The sequence below is a fragment of the Klebsiella sp. ME-303 genome, from assembly GCF_007910085.1.
GTDB classification, from domain to species: Bacteria; Pseudomonadota; Gammaproteobacteria; order Enterobacterales; family Enterobacteriaceae; genus Klebsiella; species Klebsiella michiganensis.
The window spans coordinates 107,462-126,278 of record NZ_VOJB01000073.1 but is presented as its reverse complement, the minus strand read 5'-3'; the positions used below and the strand labels follow the sequence as shown (position 1 = coordinate 126,278).

Annotated in this window: 18 protein-coding genes and 2 tRNA genes; 6 read left to right on the top strand and 14 right to left on the bottom strand. The window is 57.5% G+C overall.

The window, feature by feature from the left end; genetic code table 11:
- Positions 1-17: 17 nt before the first annotated feature.
- The 7 genes from FQK12_RS12620 to ghrA form a co-directional block, all read right to left on the bottom strand.
- A complete protein-coding gene (locus tag FQK12_RS12620; RefSeq protein ID WP_004849849.1) occupies positions 18-608 on the bottom strand; it encodes a TetR/AcrR family transcriptional regulator in 591 nt (196 codons plus the stop codon).
- A 46-nt stretch (positions 609-654) separates the two neighbouring features.
- Positions 655-1,209, bottom strand: a complete 555-nt coding sequence (gene ymdB, locus FQK12_RS12615; RefSeq protein WP_014228822.1) for an O-acetyl-ADP-ribose deacetylase — start codon at positions 1,207-1,209, stop codon at positions 655-657.
- Between the two features lie 89 nt (positions 1,210-1,298).
- A complete protein-coding gene (locus tag FQK12_RS12610) occupies positions 1,299-1,604 on the bottom strand; it encodes a type 1 fimbrial protein (protein ID WP_014228821.1) in 306 nt (101 codons plus the stop codon).
- A 290-nt stretch (positions 1,605-1,894) separates the two neighbouring features.
- A complete protein-coding gene (locus tag FQK12_RS12605; protein ID WP_014228820.1) occupies positions 1,895-2,386 on the bottom strand; it encodes a DUF1097 domain-containing protein in 492 nt (163 codons plus the stop codon).
- 103 nt (positions 2,387-2,489) lie between these two features.
- Positions 2,490-3,044 carry a molecular chaperone gene (locus FQK12_RS12600; RefSeq protein ID WP_014228819.1) on the bottom strand — a complete coding sequence of 185 codons (555 nt, stop codon included), beginning with the start codon at positions 3,042-3,044 and terminating at the stop codon, positions 2,490-2,492.
- Positions 3,045-3,066: 22 nt separating this feature from the next.
- Positions 3,067-3,804 (bottom strand): phosphatase, encoded by a 738-nt coding sequence (locus tag FQK12_RS12595; RefSeq protein WP_014228818.1) that lies wholly within the window; start codon positions 3,802-3,804, stop codon positions 3,067-3,069.
- Positions 3,805-3,889: 85 nt separating this feature from the next.
- On the bottom strand, positions 3,890-4,828 hold the full coding sequence (ghrA, locus tag FQK12_RS12590) for a glyoxylate/hydroxypyruvate reductase GhrA (protein WP_014228817.1): 939 nt from the start codon (positions 4,826-4,828) through the stop codon (positions 3,890-3,892).
- A gap of 268 nt (positions 4,829-5,096) precedes the next feature.
- Between ghrA and FQK12_RS12585 the strand changes: the two genes are divergently transcribed.
- Positions 5,097-5,184 (top strand) — tRNA-Ser (locus FQK12_RS12585).
- 582 nt (positions 5,185-5,766) lie between these two features.
- Here the strand turns inward: FQK12_RS12585 and FQK12_RS12580 are convergent.
- Complete coding sequence (locus FQK12_RS12580; RefSeq protein WP_014228816.1) at positions 5,767-6,672, bottom strand: LysR family transcriptional regulator; 906 nt, start codon at positions 6,670-6,672, stop codon at positions 5,767-5,769.
- Between the two features lie 114 nt (positions 6,673-6,786).
- On the opposite strand from FQK12_RS12580, the gene FQK12_RS12575 reads away from it, so the two are divergent.
- The 3 genes from FQK12_RS12575 (at position 6,787) to FQK12_RS12565 (ending at position 8,578) form a co-directional block, all read left to right on the top strand.
- Positions 6,787-7,647, top strand: coding sequence for a pirin family protein (locus FQK12_RS12575; protein ID WP_014228815.1), 861 nt, complete (start codon positions 6,787-6,789; stop codon positions 7,645-7,647).
- A gap of 20 nt (positions 7,648-7,667) precedes the next feature.
- Entirely contained in the window at positions 7,668-8,345 is a 678-nt protein-coding gene (locus tag FQK12_RS12570) for an isochorismatase family protein (RefSeq protein ID WP_014228814.1), read from the top strand.
- A 145-nt stretch (positions 8,346-8,490) separates the two neighbouring features.
- Positions 8,491-8,578, top strand: a tRNA-Ser gene (locus FQK12_RS12565).
- A gap of 102 nt (positions 8,579-8,680) precedes the next feature.
- Here FQK12_RS12565 and FQK12_RS12560 read toward each other — a convergent pair.
- The 4 genes from FQK12_RS12560 to FQK12_RS12545 all read right to left on the bottom strand — a co-directional run bounded on the left by FQK12_RS12560 (position 8,681) and on the right by FQK12_RS12545 (position 14,868).
- A complete protein-coding gene (locus tag FQK12_RS12560) occupies positions 8,681-11,755 on the bottom strand; it encodes an efflux RND transporter permease subunit (protein WP_014228813.1) in 3,075 nt (1,024 codons plus the stop codon).
- A complete protein-coding gene (locus FQK12_RS12555; RefSeq protein ID WP_014228812.1) occupies positions 11,752-12,900 on the bottom strand; it encodes an efflux RND transporter periplasmic adaptor subunit in 1,149 nt (382 codons plus the stop codon). The genes FQK12_RS12560 and FQK12_RS12555 overlap by 4 nt, the downstream gene beginning before the upstream one ends.
- A 79-nt stretch (positions 12,901-12,979) precedes the next feature.
- On the bottom strand, positions 12,980-14,176 hold the full coding sequence (locus FQK12_RS12550; protein WP_014228811.1) for a sensor histidine kinase: 1,197 nt from the start codon (positions 14,174-14,176) through the stop codon (positions 12,980-12,982).
- Entirely contained in the window at positions 14,173-14,868 is a 696-nt protein-coding gene (locus tag FQK12_RS12545) for a response regulator (protein ID WP_014228810.1), read from the bottom strand. Before FQK12_RS12545 ends, FQK12_RS12550 begins: the two co-directional genes overlap by 4 nt.
- A 122-nt stretch (positions 14,869-14,990) precedes the next feature.
- Here FQK12_RS12545 and FQK12_RS12540 point away from each other — a divergent pair, with 122 nt between their 5' ends.
- Positions 14,991-15,779 carry a MipA/OmpV family protein gene (locus FQK12_RS12540; protein WP_014228809.1) on the top strand — a complete coding sequence of 263 codons (789 nt, stop codon included), beginning with the start codon at positions 14,991-14,993 and terminating at the stop codon, positions 15,777-15,779.
- A 115-nt stretch (positions 15,780-15,894) separates the two neighbouring features.
- The gene (locus FQK12_RS12535) at positions 15,895-16,188 is read left to right on the top strand and encodes a YciI family protein (protein ID WP_014228808.1); all 294 of its coding nucleotides are present in this window, start codon (positions 15,895-15,897) and stop codon (positions 16,186-16,188) included.
- Between the two features lie 50 nt (positions 16,189-16,238).
- On the opposite strand, the gene phoH is transcribed toward FQK12_RS12535, so the two are convergent.
- The gene (gene phoH, locus FQK12_RS12530) at positions 16,239-17,027 is read right to left on the bottom strand and encodes a phosphate starvation-inducible protein PhoH (RefSeq protein WP_014228807.1); all 789 of its coding nucleotides are present in this window, start codon (positions 17,025-17,027) and stop codon (positions 16,239-16,241) included.
- A 509-nt stretch (positions 17,028-17,536) separates the two neighbouring features.
- Positions 17,537-18,817: an iron uptake transporter deferrochelatase/peroxidase subunit gene (efeB, locus tag FQK12_RS12525; RefSeq protein WP_014228806.1), complete on the bottom strand. Its 1,281-nt coding sequence runs from the start codon at positions 18,815-18,817 to the stop codon at positions 17,537-17,539.

The following is an 18,817-nucleotide window of genomic DNA, read 5'->3' as shown; positions in this document are numbered from 1 at the left end:
GAACGCACATAGCAGCGCTATTTTTGCGCAAACAACAGCTGAAAGACATCGCGGTACAGGCTCTCCATCGCCGCTTTATCTACCGTCGGGGCCGTCGCCAGGTCGCAACGGTATGCCGCCCCTTCCGTTAATATCGCGATAAATTCGCAGGCGACGCTAATTTGCTCCGCGGTCATCTCAGGATGATAGTGGCGGGTAAGCCGTCCGCCCTCCTCTTTCAGGCGACGATCGGCCTGGATCATAATTTCACGCAGGCGCGGATTTCGGGACGCCTCGGCGTTAATTTCCATCAGCAGATAATTATCGTTTTTCGTAGACTCGGTCGCGGGGAGCACGCCGGCTAAAACTGAAGCCATGCGGGCTAAATCATGATTCCCGGCAACCATTTCACCCACTCTGGCATTCACGATCTCGCTGACGATAACTTCGATGATCTCTTCTTTGCTGGCGAAAACGCGATATAGCTGGCCTACGCTAAGGCCAGCCTGACGCGCAATATCCGCTACGGAGGCGCCATGCAGGCCCTTTTCCGCGAAACATTTTTGTGCCGCGGCAACAATTTCCATCCGGCGAAGCCGTTGTTTTTGTAGAACCTTCCCTTCAGTCACCGATGACTCTCCCGTTATGATAGTTTCCCGCCTTCGCAGGAAACTATCATATCTTATTCTGATGGCCGAGTTGCGCGCGACTCGCCTCGAGTAATTGGGTATAGATGCCGGCGGTTTCGCTATCAAAACAAACGAAATAAACGCGCTCCAGCGGATTGTAGCGAGTGAGAAAGGCAGTTACCGTCCGCACGGCTATCTCCGCGGCAGCCTGTTTAGGGTAACCATATACGCCGGTGCTGATAGCAGGAAATGCGATGGATCGGTAATTATTTGCCGAGGCCAGCAGCAGGCTATTTTTGTAAACATCAGCCAGTAACTCCGCCTCCTGCCTGTCACCGCCGTGCCAGACCGGCCCTACGGCGTGAATCACCGCGCTGGCGGGCAGATTTCCTGCCGCCGTAATCACCGCATGACCCGGCGGACACTCTCCCTGCTGTTGCCGCACAACTTTACAGGCAGCCAGCAGTTCCGGCCCTGCCGCGCGGTGAATCGCCCCGTCCACCCCGCCGCCGCCAAGCAGCGACGGATTAGCCGCGTTGACGATAACATCGACCTCAAGCCTGGTAATATCGCCGAGAACCACTTCAGGTTGAACAGCCATTTCTCCTCCTGTCGGCATACGTCTTGAAAGGAATACAGGAGGATAATATGGCACGATAGCCCCCGGGGCGAAAGCCCGGGGGCAGAGGGTTACCGATAATCAACATCCAGAATGGCGAGGGTCCGTTGCGGATTAATATAGCGTAATTGCGCAGAACGGATATTTTCGTTGCGGATATTCCCTTTCTCAAGCTGCTGAGCGGAAATTTTAATCGTCTCCGCCCGCGGGCAATCCATAATAACCTGATTATTGATTGCATCGAGCTGGCAAGGTGCTTCCACCACCCGTCCGTAAAAATGGACGACGCCAGCCACGGTCTGTTCGGCGATCGCAGGGCTAATAAACGAGGGTAATATAAACAGGGCTGCAAGCGAAGCATATCTAATTGTTTTCATTATAAAACTCCTCTGCATATCGGTATAGCTACTGAAGAGCACCAGCCATCCATGAGTGCGACGAGTTATATTTTTTTACTTCACTTTAATTATATTAACAATTTTAAAACAAAAAATATCATTTGTTTAAATGTGCTAACAAAATCGATTCACTAACTCCCGGTACAGTTAAAGTTGCGGATATATAAGGAAAAACAAAACGGCGGGAAGATTTATGATGAGGTAATACTTGGCAGCAAAAACAGCCAAAGAGCCCGACGGGCTCTTTGGTGATAAAAAAGTGGGATAGGTTAAAAAGATTCGCGACTTTGATTAGCCAGAGATTTATTTTTCTCCGCCCGGGTCGCCAGCCACAGGCCGCTATTTTTCATGGCATAGCCAAATACCAGGCCCAGCGCGAGTGAAGGCACAACTAAACGCCAGTCGCCGCCGGCGGCAAACGTCGCACACGCGCCGATAAAAGTACCCGGCACAAAAGAGAGAATCAGCTGGCGCGCCTGGATACACATCAAAAACGCCACGACGCCGGTCATGATATAGCTAACCACTTCCAGCTGCGGCGCCAGCGCGCTACCGTGAATAATCACCAGCGCCCACACCACGCCGCTCATGACCGTACAGGTCGAAATAAGCAGCCCTTTTAACCCACCTTGCGGACAGGCAAAGTAAGCCGTACAGCCGAGGAAACCTGCCCAGCTCAGCAGACCCAATGCGACGGCCACCCATCCCCAGATACCGGAGAGAATGCCCGTCGTTAATGCGATTGCGAAGAGTATGTTCATGGCGCGTATCATAGCAGAAACGCGCCCGTCAAATGCGACACGGAACACACTAAATGAAATTAAGAATGCTTTGTTGCAATTAAATTGTGACTTTAATCACAATTCATTGCTCATTTTCTTCCTGCAGCTCATCCCACATGGCGGAGAGGGCTTCACGAGTCAGCGGGGCCATGGCGCGCCAGAACGGCGTGGTTGCATGGGCTTCAACTTTGCCCAGGAACTCGCCGCACCACGGCAGAATATACTCAGCGAACAGGGTTTCCAGAACGTCGCTTTCATCTTCCGGCGCGTGATCTTCCAGCCACGAAGCGGCCAGCAGCAAGGAGCCTAAATGATCCGCCGCGCCCTCCCCCGTGGGGACACCATGCGCGCTGAGGAAAGCGCGAACGTCAGCTTCCGTAGCGCCTTCTACCCATGCGCTACGGTATGGCGCCACGCGGCACTCTTCACCGACAAACAGCGCGTTGTATTCGGCGGACAGAGACGGCATATCGCAGCTTTTTTGCAGACGCTCCAGCAGTTCATCCTGCTCCAGCGGCCAGCTTGCTGCCAGCTTCCCTTCGCGAATAAGGGTAAACAGCGGCACCAGCAGCGGGTCCTGCGGCTGACGATAATAGAGAGAGCCCAGCACGCGGCAGAGGATTGAAAACTCGTTCATTCATTTATTCCAGTTATTCAAATTAAAGTTCAGCAAACTCAGGAATCACAGGCATCCCACGCGATTCAAGAAAATTAAGCAGACGCCGCGGCGTCACGTTAAGAATGCGCTCTTCCGGAAAATCAACAGCATCGAGGATTTTGCGACATTCGCTAAATTCACCAAGCGTGAATGCCGTATGGGAATCCGAGCCCAGCGCAACCCAGCCGCCGGCATCGCGTACGGCCGCGGCAACGGCACGGCAGTTATCTTCGCTGCCAATGCGCGACGAAACAAAGGATGAGTTATTGATTTCCAGCGCCACGTGGTGCTTCGCCGCTGCCGCGGCAATGGCCGGGATATCAACGGGAAACTTAGGATTACCCGGATGGCTAATGATATGCACCGCGCCGCTCGCTATCGTGGCGATCATCGCTTCGGTATGCGTTGCTTTATCCTTTGGAGGGAACACCGGCTCGTGAAAACCGGCAATGATCAGGTCCAGCGAGTTGAGCATCGGGCCGGTACAGTCAATTTCGCCCTGGGTATTTTTGATATTGGCTTCGATACCGCGCAGGATACCAACGCCCTCCACCAGCCGCGGCCAGATACGCATATTAATAAAATGCCAGTAGTGAGGCGCATCGGCCATATCGGGCCCGTGGTCGGTAATGGCAAAAAGTTTGATCCCCTTGCGCTTTGCTTCTGCAATATAATCGTGCAGGGTACTGTAGGCGTGGGTGCTGGCGACGGTATGCATGTGCAGGTCAACAGGATACATCACAATCTCCTTCTCTGTTTGTGGCAAGAATAGCAGGAATCTGCGCCTGTGATCAGCAAAAACCCCGCTCATGCGGGGCTGTCGCTTAGTATCCCAGCTGGCGATCGACCTGCCCGCTGACCGTTTCACCTCGTTCTAACTGACCGATGGTTTTGGCGATATAAGCCATGGCTTCCAGAGGCCGGGTGACGGCGGCAACATGCGGCGTCATCGCCACTCGCGGATGCCGCCAAAGCGGGCTCGCTTCAGGCAGCGGTTCGCGGCTGTACACATCCAGCATCGCGCCTTTCAACTTGCCGCTATTCAGCGCGTCCAGAAGATCGTCTTCCACCACATGAACACCGCGAGCCAGATTCAGCACGTAGCTGTTATCCGGCAGCTGCGCCAGGCGCGCGCTATTAATAATTCCAACGGTTTCCGCCGTGTTGGGCAGCAGGTTTATCAGCACTCGTGTTCCGTTGAGGAACGCATTCAGCTCCTCTTCTCCGGCAAAGCTGGTGACCTGCGGCCAGGATTTGCGGCTGCGGCTCCAGATGCGTAACGGAAAACCCCAGCTTTGCAGGGCTTCGGCCACTTTCGCGCCAAGCACGCCCGCGCCCATAATGCCGATGGTGAAATCTTCACGCTGATACTCCTCCAGCGGCTGCCACCGCGCCTCTTGTTTTAATGCCTGATAGTCATCAAAACGACGGAACCAGTGCAACACCTGGCTCACCGCGTATTCTTGCATCTGCAGCCCCATGCCGGTGTCTTCCAGACGGAACAGCGGAGTTGACAGCGGCAGCATTTCCGGGTGTTCCCGCAATTTGCTGAGGATTGAATCGACGCCGGCGCCAAGGGCAAAGACGGCTTTAAGCTGGCGGCCCTGGAGCATTTCTACCGGCGGATGCCAGACCAGCGCATAGTCAGCGGGTTGATCATCTCCGGGTTTCCACTCGCGGACGCGCGAGCCGGGCAGCTGTTTTTCCAGTTCCGTAATCCAAAAAGGGATGTCGAACGTGGGGTGGTAAAAGATGATATCCATAAAGGCTCCTGATAGCCGACGCTGCTGGCAGGTTAGGTTAGCGTCGCGTTTTACTCGTTGTTTTCTATTAGATTGCCAGCATAGCAAATTTCATTCGCCGAGCGTGCGAAAAAGGGAATGGCGATAAAAAAATCGATTTTCGCCCATTTAGGGAGCAAGTTGCTTGAAGTTTGGCTAAACGCGCGATTTTTTAAAAAAGTTGATTGACGGGAGATACGTATTTCCCTAAATTAGCGCCCGTTCCCGGCAACAACGGGAAAGACAATATGGTGAGGTGTCCGAGTGGCTGAAGGAGCACGCCTGGAAAGTGTGTATACGGCAACGTATCGGGGGTTCGAATCCCCCCCTCACCGCCATATTTTAAGAAGAGCTCGTACGCAAGTACGGGCTTTTTTTTCGTATATAGCACCCCGCCGGGGGGATGAGAAGCCCCGACCGGGGTTCGACAACTGGCGACAGCCAGTTGGACAGATGACGAGCCTGCGAGGAATCTGCCCCGACAAAATTGCCGGGAGCAATTTTGCACAGCGCCTGCGCTGGCCCCGCAGGGGCGAGGCCCAGGGACGGGCCGAGTAACGGCGAGCGCAGCGAGTCAATCCCCCCCTCACCGCCATGTTTTAAGAAGGGCTCGTACGCAAGTATGGGCTTTTTTTTCGCCTGCTGCGCTCCGTCCGGTAGCCCGGACAGATGCGCAGCATCGCCTCCGGGAAATTCTGCTACTCCATGCTCTTCTCCCGGGGACGGCGCACAGCGCGTGCCCGGGCTACAGTACCGCAGATTGCCGATAGCCCGTAGCCCGGGTAAGGCGTTTACGCCGCAACCCGGGAAATATGCCGTGACGCGGTATTGCTGTGGCTTCTTCCCGGCTTGCGCTGCGCTTAGCCGGGCTACCGGGCCGCAGATTGCCGGTAATCCGAGCGCCGGGATTGTGGCAAATGCTAATCCTCTTCCATCCGCTGATACTCTTCGCTGAGAAAATCCACCAGCGCCCTGACCGAGGGGAGTAATCCGCGACGAGAGGCAAACACCGCATGGATCACCTCCCTGCGCGGTTGCCACTCATCGAGGACAACCACCAGCTCTCCGGCGGCCAACTGATCGCGCACCATTAATAAAGGAAGCTGTACCACCCCAACGCCGGCAATGGCCGCTTCACGGAGCGCCAGCATATCCGTGGTGACCAGCCGGGGAGTAAAGTAGATTTCCGCCCTTGCCCCCTCCGGGCCGGTCAACTGCCACTTATGCTGATGTTTGCCCGCCCCCAGGCTTAACCCCGGCCAATCGCTTAGCGCTGAAGGAACCTGAGGCTGCCCCTGCCGCTCCACCAACCGTGGGCTGGCGACCAGACGGTGCCCGCGATCGGCCAGAACACGCATCACCAGATCGCTATCTTCTATCGGCCTTGGACGTACGCGAATCGCGACGTCGACGCCCTCTCCAACAACATCAACGCGTCGGTTGGTCGCTTCCAGCTGCAGATTCACGCCCGGATAGCGCACCATAAACCGTGCCAGCATCGGCCCGATATGCGCATGCAATAGCGTTACCGGGCAGGTCAGCTTTACGCTCCCGCGCGGCTCGGAACGCAGGGTTTCCACCGCCTGTTCTGCCGCTTCCGCCTCGATCAGCATCGCTTTGCAGTGCTGATAAAAGGTCAGGCCAACTTCCGTTACCGCAAACTGCCGGGTTGTCCGTTGAATCAAACGGACGCCGAGGCGTTCTTCTAGCTGGGCGATACGACGGCTCAACTTGGATTTGGGTTGATCGAGCGCCCTGCCCGCCGCGGCAAAACCACCGTGATCGATCACCTGTACGAACCAGGCTAAGTCATTGAGATCCTGCATCCTTCCCCCATCGTTCCATTTTTAGAACAGTATAGGTCATTTTTGCTATCTAGCGGACTATTAGTGGCGAATCTATGCTTATCCACATCAGAAACAGCTATTCAGGAGACTGCCATGAAACAAATTACAGGTATCTACACCGCGCCTTCACAGCACTGGGTAGGCGATGGTTTCCCGGTTCGCTCAATGTTCTCTTACCAGACTCACGGCGAACAGCTAAGCCCCTTCCTGCTGCTCGACTACGCAGGCCCCCATCACTTCCCGGCGGGGACAGGCAAACGCGGCGTCGGCGAACATCCGCATCGCGGATTTGAAACCGTCACCGTGGTCTATTCCGGCGAAGTTGAACATCGTGACTCTACCGGCAGAGGCGGCGTCATTGGGCCGGGCGATGTGCAGTGGATGACCGCAGGCGCCGGGATCCTGCATGAAGAGTTCCACTCGGCGGAATTTACCCGTACCGGCGGCGAGCTGAAAATGATTCAGCTCTGGGTCAACCTCCCGGCGAAAGACAAAATGACGCAGCCGGGATACCAGAGCATCACTGCTGATGTGATTCCTGACGTTGAGCTGCCGAATAATGCGGGCCATATGCGGGTTATTGCCGGGCGCTACGAAGATATTGTCGGCCCTGCGCACACGTTTTCTCCGCTTAACGTCTGGGACCTGCAGCTTAACCAGAGCCAGGAAATCACGCTGCATCAGCCTGCTGGCTGGAGTACGGCGCTGGTCGTTCTGGAAGGTGAAGTGGTGGTGAACGGCGAGGGTAGCGCCCGCGAGGGTCAGCTGGTGGTGCTCAGCCAGAAAGGAGAAGCGCTCCACCTCTCGGCCAGTAGCAACGCAAAAGTACTGCTGATGGCCGGTGAACCGCTGCAGGAGCCGATCGTGGGCTACGGCCCCTTTGTGATGAATACCAAAGCACAAATCGCGGAAGCGGTTCGTGATTTTAATAGCGGCCGCTTCGGCCAAATTTGATATTGAATGAGGTGAATAATATGTCTACCCCAGCTAACTTTAATGGTTCTCGTCCGGTTATTGATGTCAATGATACCGCCATGCTGCTGATTGACCACCAGAGCGGTCTGTTCCAGACCGTGGGTGATATGCCGATGCCGGAGCTGCGGGCGCGCGCCGCCGCGCTGGCGAAGATGGCTTCATTAGCCGGGATCCCGGTGATCACCACGGCGTCAGTGCCGCAGGGACCAAACGGCCCGCTGATCCCTGAGATTCATGCGAACGCGCCCCATGCGCAATATATTGCGCGTAAAGGAGAGATTAACGCGTGGGATAACCCGGAATTTGTTGCCGCGGTAAAAGCGACCGGGCGTAAAACGCTGATTATCGCCGGTACCATTACCAGCGTCTGCATGGCGTTCCCGTCCATTGCCGCCGTCGCCGATGGCTATAAGGTTTTTGCCGTCATTGATGCTTCCGGTACCTATAGCAAGATGGCGCAGGAAATCACCCTCGCCCGCGTCGTCCAGGCTGGCGTCGTGCCGATGGATACCGCAGCGGTTGCTTCTGAACTGCAGCGCACCTGGAATCGCCCGGATGCCGCTGAGTGGGCCGAGGTGTATACCAAGGTCTTCCCGGCATACCAGCTGCTGATTGAGAGCTACGCCAAAGCTCAGGACGTGGTGAAGAATAACGAACAGCTTGATTCACAGCGTTAAAATGACTGCCCCGCCGTGCTACGGCGGGGCAGTGTTCATTGCTTAACCGAACGATAGCGAAAGCATAAATACTGCTTGACCGTTTTAGCGCAACTCCCTATAGTAGCGCCCCGTTGCCCACCCAAGGTGAGCGACAAAACAATATGGTGAGGTGTCCGAGTGGCTGAAGGAGCACGCCTGGAAAGTGTGTATACGGCAACGTATCGGGGGTTCGAATCCCCCCCTCACCGCCATATTTTAAGAAGAGCTCGTACGCAAGTACGGGCTTTTTTTTCGCATATAGCACCCCCCGGGGGGAAACCCCGACCGGGGTCGCCCCCGGCCATCCTGTGTTATTAAGCGGCGGGACGTTTTTCCCGGTATCCTCCCCTCTCCAGCAGCAGGCTAAAGGACGCCGGCAGCACGGTTAACGTGACGAGCGTCGCGACAATCAGCCCGCCAATGATGGCATACGCCATCGGTCCCCAGAATACCTGGTGAGAGATAGGGACCATACCCAGTATCGCGGCGCAGGCGGTCAGCAATATCGGCCTGGCCCGGTGCTCTGCGGCGGCAATAATAGCAGCATCGCTTTCCATGCCCTGGGCCAGATTGCCGTCGACTTCAGTGATAAGTATCACGGCATTGCGGATAATCATCCCCGCCAGCGCGATGACGCCGAGCAGAGCCACAAATCCCATTGGCGTGTCGCCCGGCAGCATAGCCAAAACAATCCCCGGCAAGCCGAACGGGGCCATGAACATAGCCAGCAGCATACGGGAATAGCGCCGCAGCTGAAGCATCAGCAATAACAGCATAATGCCGAGGGTGACGGGTAAAATATTCAATACCGAGCTGTTGCCTTTTTCGGACTCCGCAACCACCCCGCCTTCGACAATGCTGTAACCGGTGGGTAAACCCGCGCGCAGTTGATCCACCGTCGGGCGCAGACCGTTCGATACGCCTTCTGCCCGCATCCCCGGCGCGAGGTCGGTTTGTACGGTGATAAACGGCAATCTTTGCCGACGCCAGAGCACCGGATCGTCCACTCCCCAGGTCGGCGTGGCCACCGCGCTGAGGGGAACTTTTTCTCCACCGCGCCCTTCAACCGTCAGCGATGACAGGGTGGCAAGATTCAATCGCTCGCTGTCGTTCGCCCGCAGCACCACATCAACCAGCCGGTCATTGTCTCTCAGCGATGTGACCGTCGTGCCTGACCAGACGGTATTAAGCGTCTGCGCCAGGCTCTGCGATGACACGCCCGCCGCCCGCGCGGCAGTCTGGTTCACCTGCAGGACGATGGTTCTCTCCGGCTCGCCGGCGGTCTGGTTTACCTCCCGGGTTAACGGCGAGCGCCCTATCGCCTCGGCCAGACGCCCGGCATACTCTCTGACCTTGAGATAATCCGGCCCGCTGACCCGGTATTTGATCGGCCAGCCCACCGGAGGCCCTAGCTCCAGAGGAGAAACGCGCGAAGTCAGATCGCTGAATTGCGTGGTCAGCAGCGTGTTTAACTGTTCCCGCAGGCGGTCGCGGGCGGCCAGGTCTTTCGCCACCACCACCAGCTGCGCCGTATTTTCATTATCCAGCAGAACATCCATCGGCAGATAAAAGCGGATGGCGCCCGCCCCAATATAGGTCGAATAATGGTCAATGTTGCGATTCCCGGCGAGCGCCCTTTCCAGCCTCTCCGTTTGTTTCTCCGTTTCCGTCTGCGAAGCATTGGCCGGAAGCGTCAGGCTGACCAGCAGCTCCGGGCGATCAGATGAAGGGAAAAACTCCCCCTGCATAAACGTGGTCCCGTACACCGACAGCCCCAGCGCGGCCAGCGCAATCCCCAGGGTGGCAAGCCGGTGGCGCAGCACCGTACGCAGAAGTCGTCCATATCCCCGCGCCATGCGGCCCGGGCCTGCGGCACGATGTTTCAGCTTTTCCGGCAGCAGCCACGTTCCGGTCAAAGGGGAGAACAGAATCGCCACGACCCATGAATTCAGAAGCGCCATCAGCACCACGGCAAACAGCGAAAAGCAGTATTCGCCCGCGCTGGATGAGGCAAAACCGACGGGAATAAATCCGGCAATCATGACCAGCGTACCGGTCAACATCGGAAATGCCATGGTTTGGAAAGCGTACGTCGCCGCCTGCCGTCGCGTATCGCCGGCCTCAAGCCGGGATACCATGGTTTCCACGGCGATCATGGCATCATCCACCAGCAGCCCTAGCGCAACGATCAGGGCCCCGAGAGAGATGCGCTGTAGACCAATGCCTGCCAGCATCATCCCGGTAAAGGTCATCGCCAGCACCAGCGGGATCGCCGCGGCCACCACCAGCCCGGCCCTTAATCCCAGCGAGACAAAAGAAACCGCCAGCACAATCAGCACGGCTTCCACCAGTACCCGGACAAATCCGCTTACGGCGCCGCTGACCACCGCCGACTGGTCAGCCACTTTAACTATCTCGATGCCGTGCGGTAGCCCGACGCCGATGGCGCGCATTCTGTTATTCAGCGTCTCGCCAAAGCGCAGCATATTGCCCGTCGGCGCCATGGAAATCGCCAGCCCAACGGCAGGACGTCCGTTGACGCGAAACTCCGCTGAAGGTGGTTCGGCCGCGCTTCTTTCAATCGTGGCAATATCGGTCAGGGGAAGATAGCGATCGTTGATGTGCAGGATGACGGCGCGCAGGCTCGCTTCGGTCCTGAGGGCCCCGCTGACGTTTAGCGTGATATTCTCCTGCCCGGTGCGCAGGGTTCCTGCCGGCACCACGGCATTCTGGGCCTTCAGAGCGTCCGCAACCTGCTGAATGGTAAGCCCCATACCGGCCAGCCGGGCGGGTGAAAAAGCGATGACTACCTGCTCCTGCGGCTCGCCAAGGAGGACCGTTTTGCCGATATCCGGCACGGACATCAGTTCACGGCGGATCGTCTCCACCCGCTGTCGCACCTCTTCAAGGCTATATCCGTCAGGGATAAATCCGTAAATGGTGCCGTACGTGTCGTCAAACTCATCGTTCACGCTCGGTCCCTGCGCGCCTTCCGGCAGCGATGGCGCAATATCCTGCATTTTTTTGCGGATCTGGTACCAGATCGCCGGGACGTTGTGCGCCGGGGTGTCATCGCGGAGATTAATATAGATAACCGTTTGCCCGGCTCGGGTTTCACTTTCGATATAATCGAGCCAGGGCGTTTCCTGTAATTTTTTCTCCAGGACATCCGTCACCAGATGCGTGGTATCCGTTACCGACGCGCCCGGCCACTGCGCCGAGACTACCGCCGTTTTGATAGTGAAAGCCGGATCTTCATTTCGCGGCAGCAGCGTATAGCTGAGCGAACCGATAACCATAATCAGCAGCATAAAGAAACTGACCATTTGCGGGTTTTCCAGCGCCCATGCAGAAAGGTTAAAGCGATTTTTTGACGGCGCTATTTTCACGGCAGCCTCTCTCCGGCGACGACTTTTTCGCCCGGGCGCAGTTTGCTAACGCCGGCGGTAATAACCCGGTCGCCGGGCACAAGGCCGGAGGCGATGATCGCGGAAGAAGCCGTGTAGCTGGCGGGAACGACAACGCGCAGCTGCGCCTGCATCTGCGGGGTGATGACAAAGACGGCCGGTTTATCTCCGCAGCGGCTCAGCGCAGAAGCCGGTATGGCGTATCCCGTCGAGCCTGATGACGGCAGCCTTACCGTGACGCTGGCGCCCAGCGCCATCGCGGCGGGCGGTTTCTTGAGCGTTGCCCTGACGCGCCATGTCCGGGTCTGGGGATCGGCCTGTGGGCTAATATCACGCAAAACAGCATAGGCCTTCACCCCGGCATCGCTGAGCAAAGCAACCTGAAATTCTTCCGCCCTTTGCGCCTCAACCTTAGCGGGATCCGGGATATCAAACACCACATCGCGCGCCTGACCCGCCGCCAGCGTCACCACCGTCTCTCCGGCGCTGACCACCTGACCGGGAGAGGCGCTGACCGCCGTGATAACCCCCTCACCCGGCGAAGTAAGACGCGTCCAGCCCAGGCTTTCCCTGGCGTTGCGCAAGGCGGCCTCGCTGCTCTTCACCCGGGCGCTGGCGACCAGCCAGTCCGCCTGCGCGCTGTCCAGCTGAGAGCGGGCGATTGCGCCCGTGGCGATGAGCTTCTGCATGCGGTTAACGTTCAGCGCGGCGACCCGGGCGGTCGCTCGGGCGCTCTCATCGTCAGCCGTCGCGCTGTCCAGCTGATTTCGCGCGCTGGTCTCTTCAAGCGTCGCCAGCAGCTGCCCGTAGTTGACCCGATCGCCGACATCCACCGCGCGCGTCAGCATCCTGCCCGCCGTACGAAAGCTCAGGGCCGTCTCATCATGCGCGTGGATTTCGCCCGTTCTTTCCAGAGCGGGAAGCGTCGCCGGGGAACCCACCACCACGTAGCGCACCGGGCGGGCCGGCGCGGGCTTTTCGGCGCTTTTATCGCCGCAGCCCACAAGCGGTACGATCATCAGGACCAGTACGATCGGCGGCAACAGCGCAAACCAGGATAGCGTCCGTTCTGCGCCGAGCAAAGCGGACACGCACTGACGAAGGGAAAGAACTAACTCATATAACATAAACGCCACTCCGTTCGGGAAATGGCGCCATTACATGACACATTCATCGAGAATGGCTCGATGTTGTGTCAAGGGATTATCAAGGCAGGCTGTTTTCTTCTGTGGCGGGAGCGTACGGCAGAACAACGCGAATCTGCAGACCGCCGCTCGCCGGTAGCGACGCGCTGATGCGCCCCCCGTGCGCCACGCAGATAGCGCGCGCAATGGATAATCCGAGGCCGCTGCCGCCGGAGTGTCTGGCGCGGGACGCCTCCTCGCGGGTAAAACGTTCAAACATTTCCGGTAAAAAATGCCTCGCCACGCCGGGCCCATCATCGACAAAATCAATGGTGTAAGCGCCCTCGCCGCGGCGCAGCGTAATTGCCAGATGTCCCCCCCTGCGCCCGTAGCGTACGGCATTTTCCATCAGTACGCTAAATACCTGGCCCATGCGAAAAGCATCGCCGCGGAAGGGACAGGACGGCGATGGCTGAATGGCGATCGTCACGCTCTGCGCGTCCGCCTGCGGCGTTAACCATGCGGCTCGCTCCTGAAGGAGCTCATCCAGACAAAATAGCCGCTCATCGAGCACCAGATTGCCGGCATCCGCCAGGGAAAGCAGATGCAGCTCATCGGTTAATCGATTCAGATGCTGGAGTTGTTTCATCACCATCTCCAGCTGCTGCGGCTGGGTATCAAAAACGCCATCCAGCATTCCCTGCAGACGGCCAATCGCCGCCGTCAACGGGGAGCGAAGCTCATGCGCCATCGCAACATGCGAGGCGCGGAGTTCTTTATCATAGCGGGCCAGCTGGCCGGTCATTTTGTTAAAGTCGGCAGCAAAGCGGATCATTTCCGCTGGCGCGTCCTCAATCAGCTCCGCCTGGCGGCCAAATTGCCCCCCGGTGACGTCCTTCGCCGCATCACGAAGACGGCTGAACTGCAGCGAGAGCGGACGGGCATAGCGGAGCCCCATAACGACAATGAAGGGGATCATGACCAGCACCAGCACCGCCACGGTCACCCAGTCCGCCGAGGCGATAGAGGGCGTGGAATAGCTCAATCCCCACCAGGTATCGACAATCTGATGAAAACGCGCCGGGTTGGCCTCCGGATTGCGGCTGAGCGCAATGAATTCCTCCCGCAAAGCGGGCGGCATTTTGTGCATGATCCAATAGTTCTGCACGGCGAAACGCAGCCACATACAGGTGGCGATAACAATCACGCTGCCGATGGCCAGCGCCAGAATGCGCCCGCAAATCCAGCGCCAGAGAGAGGAGTGACGGGTCTTCATCATGGCTGTCTGAACCTGTAGCCCACGCCGCGAACGTTGACTAGCACCCCGGATACCCCCGCCCCCTCCAGTTTTTTACGCAGGTTATAGATATGCGTATCCACCACGCGCTCAAGCGCTTCGCTCTCAGGAAGGCAGCGCTCCAGCAGATACTGTCGCGAAAAGGGACGGACGGGGGCGCGCATCAGCGTAGCCAGAAGCGAAAACTCGGTCGGGGTAAGATCGAGAACATGGACAGATTCCCCCGGATTGCTGACGGCCGCGACGATGGCAGCGACGTCCACCTCCAGCCCCTGCCAGCGCAGAATGTCTTCCTGCGTCTCCGCTTTGCGGCTCCGCCGGAGTACGGCCTGAACTCGCGCCACCACCTCGCCAGGATGATAGGGTTTCACCACATAATCGTCGGCGCCATAGCGCAGCGCGCCAATACGATCGGGCATATCCCCCATCGCGGTAACCATAATCACCGGCACATCGCTTTTCCGCCGCAGGCTGGCCAGCACCTCGGTGCCGTTCAGCCCGGGCAGCATCACGTCCAGCAGAATCAGATCGGGTTTCCAGCGCTGCGCCATATCCAGTCCAGCGAGGCCATCCACGGTGACCGCCACATCATAGTTTTCCCGGCGTAAATAGGCCTCAAGCACCCCGGCCGCATCGGCGTCATCTTCAATTATCAACACTCTTCTGGACAACATCTGTTCACCTTGACCGTTTCTTAACACTATCCCGACCGTTCATTGATTTAGCAAAACCATACTGCACCGGCATTCTGCGGCGCGTCCTTATCGACGGCGCCCGCGTCCACGTGGAGAACAGTATGATAGCCAGAAAAATTTCGCCGTATATGGTCGTGCCGTTTTTAATGGCGATAACACCCGGCGCGCGTGCCGATGAAGCCGCCGCGCCTTCCGATGGGCTGACTATCGGGGTGGGCGGAAAATACGCGCCTCGTTACAGCGGCTCTGACAAGCAGAGTTGGCAGGTGGTTCCCGTACTACAGGGGCGGAAAGGCGCTTTCTTTATTGATAGTCAAAAAGGCATAGGCTATGACCTGGCTGGCGACAGCGGTCTCTACTTCGAGCACACGCTCGGTTATGACCTCGGGCGAGCGGAAAAAAACTCAGGCTGGCGCGATGGGGCGAATACGCTGAAGGGGATGGGTAATATTAAAGCCACCATGAATACCGCCTTCGCCGTCGGCTGGTCGGTCACGCCGTGGCTCACCGTTGAAGGTAAGGCTACGCTTCCGCTCACCGACGCCCAGGGCGTGCATTATCAGACCTCCGCAACCCTCCTGCTGCTCCAGAACTCGCAGGATATCGTTGCCTTACAGTCCGCCGCGCTGTTTGGCGACGGCCGGTACGCCAATACCTTTTACGGGGTCGATCAACGGCAGAGCGCCCGTTCCGGCTATCGCCCCTATCGCGCACCCGGCGGATTTTACGGCATCGACAACGCGCTGACCTGGAGCCATCAATATGACGAGCATTGGGGTTCCACGCTCAGCGCCGGCTATACCTGGCTCGGAGAACACGCCGCTGACAGCCCGATAGTCTCACGGCGCAATGAAGGTTCCGTGACCGCGGCAATCACCTGGACATTTTAATCGCTCCCGCGCTCGTCCAGACACCCACCGCGTCAGTTGATTAAAAAAACCTGAAGCCCTGTTCACGTGAATGATAAGCTTCTGCAGCGTTACATTTAAATGTTAAGGAAGGAAAATGAGCACCATTGCCGTTGTTGTTCTGACTTACGTTAAACCGCTTGATCAGGTAGACGCCCAGCTTGCTGCGCACGTGGAATGGCTAAAGCAAGGCTATGCTGACGGAATATTTCTCGCTTCGGGGCGTAAAATCCCCAGGTCCGGCGGCGTGATTCTGGCTAAAGGCGATGATATGGATGGGCTGCAAAACTGGCTGAGCCGGGATCCATTTCAGCAATCGGGCGTAGCGAAAGTCGAGATCGTTCCTTTTGAAGCCACGATGGCCGCTCCTTCACTGCAGGCTCTTCTGTAGTGCAGCAAAAACAAAGCCCGGTCACCCGGGCTTTGCAGACGCAGAAGAACTCAGTAGTAGGCTTTCAGCGCACGCTGGCAAAGCGTTGAGCGCACGCAATCATCGGTTGTAAAGCGCACAATACCCACCATCTCATCCTCTTCAAAACGCGCTAGCGCATCGGTCAGACCCGACCGTACGCCTGAAGGTAAATCGCACTGGGTAATGTCGCCGTTGACGATAACCGTCACGTTCTCCCCGAGGCGGGTCAAAAACATCTTCATTTGCGCAGCGGTCACGTTCTGGGCCTCGTCCAGAATCACCACCGCATTTTCAAATGTACGTCCGCGCATATAGGCGAACGGCGCGATTTCCACCTTGCCGATTTCCGGACGCAGGCAGTACTGCATAAAGGAAGCCCCTAGCCTTCTCACCAGCACGTCATAGACCGGTCGGAAATAGGGAGCAAACTTCTCGGCGATATCTCCCGGTAAGAAGCCGAGATCTTCGTCGGCCTGCAGAACGGGACGGGTAACAATAATTCTGTCCACATCCTTATGGATCAGGGCTTCAGCTGCTTTTGCCGCGCTAATCCAGGTCTTACCGCACCCGGCCTCGCCCGTGGCGAAGATCAGCTGTTTATTGTCGATGGCATTCAAATAATGCGCCTGAGCGTCATTGCGCGCTTCGATTGGCGATGCGTCGCGGCTATCCCGCGCCATGCCAATGGCTTCTACGCCACTCATTTGCACAAGCGATGTGACCGATTCTTCTTCGCGCTGCTTATGGCTTCGCGAATCCTGTCTCAGCACACGTTTGGCCTCACGACGAGCTCTGGTCACTGCTTTTTGTCTTCCCATGGATAGCACCTTGCGTTGTTGGTTTACATCACACGCGCCACGATCGACGCGATTATGCGCACTAACGATTGAGGTTTGGCTTCCTTGTAAGCCATTGCTTGCCTGACGAATTGGCAGAGGGTCACGGCTACGCGCACCGGTAACCTTGCCTGGGTTCTGGTTTTCTTTGATAGAGGAGAAGGATTTTGCGGTGTGAAAATCGCGGCCGGAAGTTGGGCTCCCGTGCTGATAAGTACGGTCTGGGGTTTGACGTTTTCCGTTACAGCAATCGGGCATTCGCGATCTCCATAATGAAACGAGACTACTGCCGAGAACTACCGCGCCTGTAATAAGTACATCAGAAATAATTCTAAGCGCAACTTATTTTTCACACACAGACAACAAATAATTCTCATCGCAGCTGAGGAGAGTTTCCGACTATAAGATTACAGAAAAATGAAACAAGGCAGGAAATACAAAAAATGAATGGAAAAACAGCAGAAAACGCCCTGCCCTTGCGGGCAGGTACGTCAGGCTTCGAGCAGCGATTGCCCGAGATAATGCCGACCGTCGATAACCCCCGGCAGAACAAAGAAATAGCCGCCGCCAATGGGCTTCACGTACTCCTCCAGCGCTTCTCCATTCAGGCGCTTTTGCACCGTCAGGAAGCCTTTTTCCAGATCGTGCTGGTAGCAAACAAACAGCAGCCCCATGTCCAGCTGGCCGGAATTGGTCACCCCCAGCGAATAGCTATAGCCCCGGCGCATCATCAGGCTGGATTCGGTTTCCGGGGTACGCGGGTTCGCCAGACGAATGTGGCTATCGAGCGCAATGGTATCGCCGTCAGGGTCTTTGCTGTAATCCGGGACATCGTGCTCGTGCTGCATCCCAAGCGGCGCGCCGCTCAGTTTATCGCGGCCAAAAATAGTCTGCTGCTCTTTCAGCGGCGTGCGATCCCAGAACTCAACGTGGAACTGAATAATCCGCGCCACCTGATAGCTGCCGCCCGTCGCCCACGCTGGCTCTCCCTGGTCGGCGGTGACCCACACCACTTTATCCATTAGCGCCTTATCGGTGCTCACCGGATTCGCGGTGCCGTCTTTGAAGCCCAGCAGATTCACCGGCGTCTCTTTACCCTTGCTGCGCGCGGCGCTGTCGGAGATAAACCCTTCCCGCTTCCAGCGCACGCTGAGCAAATCCGGGGTGTGCTTAATCACATCCCGCAGGGCGTGAATCACCGTATCCTGGGTGTTGGCGCAAATTTGCAGCAGCAGATCGCCGTGGCACAGCGCCGCATCCAGCGAATCGTTCGGAAAACGCGTCATCTTTTGCAGCCTCTTCGGCGCATGATTAGCCAGACCGAAACGCTCGTCAAACAGCGAATGCCCCACCGAGACGGTGATCGTCAAATTATCCGGGGCGATCCACGGCCCGAGAATGCCTGAGTCCATCGGCGGCAGCCGCGGGTTCGGCGTCTCCGGCGCGGGACCGCCTTTGGTCAGAAAGGCGATACGCCGGGTCAGCAGGCGAAACAGCCGCTCAAGGTCCGCTTTATCGCTGGCCAGCACATCAAAGGCGACAATCATCATCGACGCCTGCTGCGGGGTCAGCACCCCTGCCTGATGTGGACCATAAAACGGCTGCGCTTCCTGACGCGCATCCGGCGACACCGTGCCCGGAGAGCTATTGTCTTTTGCCGCGTGCGCCACCGGACAGCCGCCGGATATCGCCAGCGCGCCGCCAAGCGCGCCGATCCCTTTTAACAACCGCCGCCGGGACGGTTGATTAACATCATATTTTTGCTCAGCCAT

Bases quoted from the DNA above. Each gene is read 5' to 3' on its own strand.
- ymdB (WP_014228822.1), bottom strand. From the start codon at position 1,209: ATGGCTGTTCAACCTGAAGTGGTTCTCGGCGATATTACCAGGCTTGAG.
- FQK12_RS12610 (WP_014228821.1), bottom strand. From the start codon at position 1,604: ATGAAAACAATTAGATATGCTTCGCTTGCAGCCCTGTTTATATTACCC.
- FQK12_RS12605 (WP_014228820.1), bottom strand. From the start codon at position 2,386: ATGAACATACTCTTCGCAATCGCATTAACGACGGGCATTCTCTCCGGT.
- FQK12_RS12600 (WP_014228819.1), bottom strand. From the start codon at position 3,044: ATGAACGAGTTTTCAATCCTCTGCCGCGTGCTGGGCTCTCTCTATTAT.
- FQK12_RS12595 (WP_014228818.1), bottom strand. From the start codon at position 3,804: ATGTATCCTGTTGACCTGCACATGCATACCGTCGCCAGCACCCACGCC.
- ghrA (WP_014228817.1), bottom strand. From the start codon at position 4,828: ATGGATATCATCTTTTACCACCCCACGTTCGACATCCCTTTTTGGATT.
- FQK12_RS12580 (WP_014228816.1), bottom strand. From the start codon at position 6,672: ATGCAGGATCTCAATGACTTAGCCTGGTTCGTACAGGTGATCGATCAC.
- FQK12_RS12575 (WP_014228815.1), top strand. From the start codon at position 6,787: ATGAAACAAATTACAGGTATCTACACCGCGCCTTCACAGCACTGGGTA.
- FQK12_RS12570 (WP_014228814.1), top strand. From the start codon at position 7,668: ATGTCTACCCCAGCTAACTTTAATGGTTCTCGTCCGGTTATTGATGTC.
- FQK12_RS12555 (WP_014228812.1), bottom strand. From the start codon at position 12,900: ATGTTATATGAGTTAGTTCTTTCCCTTCGTCAGTGCGTGTCCGCTTTG.
- FQK12_RS12550 (WP_014228811.1), bottom strand. From the start codon at position 14,176: ATGATGAAGACCCGTCACTCCTCTCTCTGGCGCTGGATTTGCGGGCGC.
- FQK12_RS12545 (WP_014228810.1), bottom strand. From the start codon at position 14,868: ATGTTGTCCAGAAGAGTGTTGATAATTGAAGATGACGCCGATGCGGCC.
- FQK12_RS12540 (WP_014228809.1), top strand. From the start codon at position 14,991: ATGATAGCCAGAAAAATTTCGCCGTATATGGTCGTGCCGTTTTTAATG.
- FQK12_RS12535 (WP_014228808.1), top strand. From the start codon at position 15,895: ATGAGCACCATTGCCGTTGTTGTTCTGACTTACGTTAAACCGCTTGAT.
- phoH (WP_014228807.1), bottom strand. From the start codon at position 17,027: ATGGGAAGACAAAAAGCAGTGACCAGAGCTCGTCGTGAGGCCAAACGT.
- efeB (WP_014228806.1), bottom strand. From the start codon at position 18,817: ATGGCTGAGCAAAAATATGATGTTAATCAACCGTCCCGGCGGCGGTTG.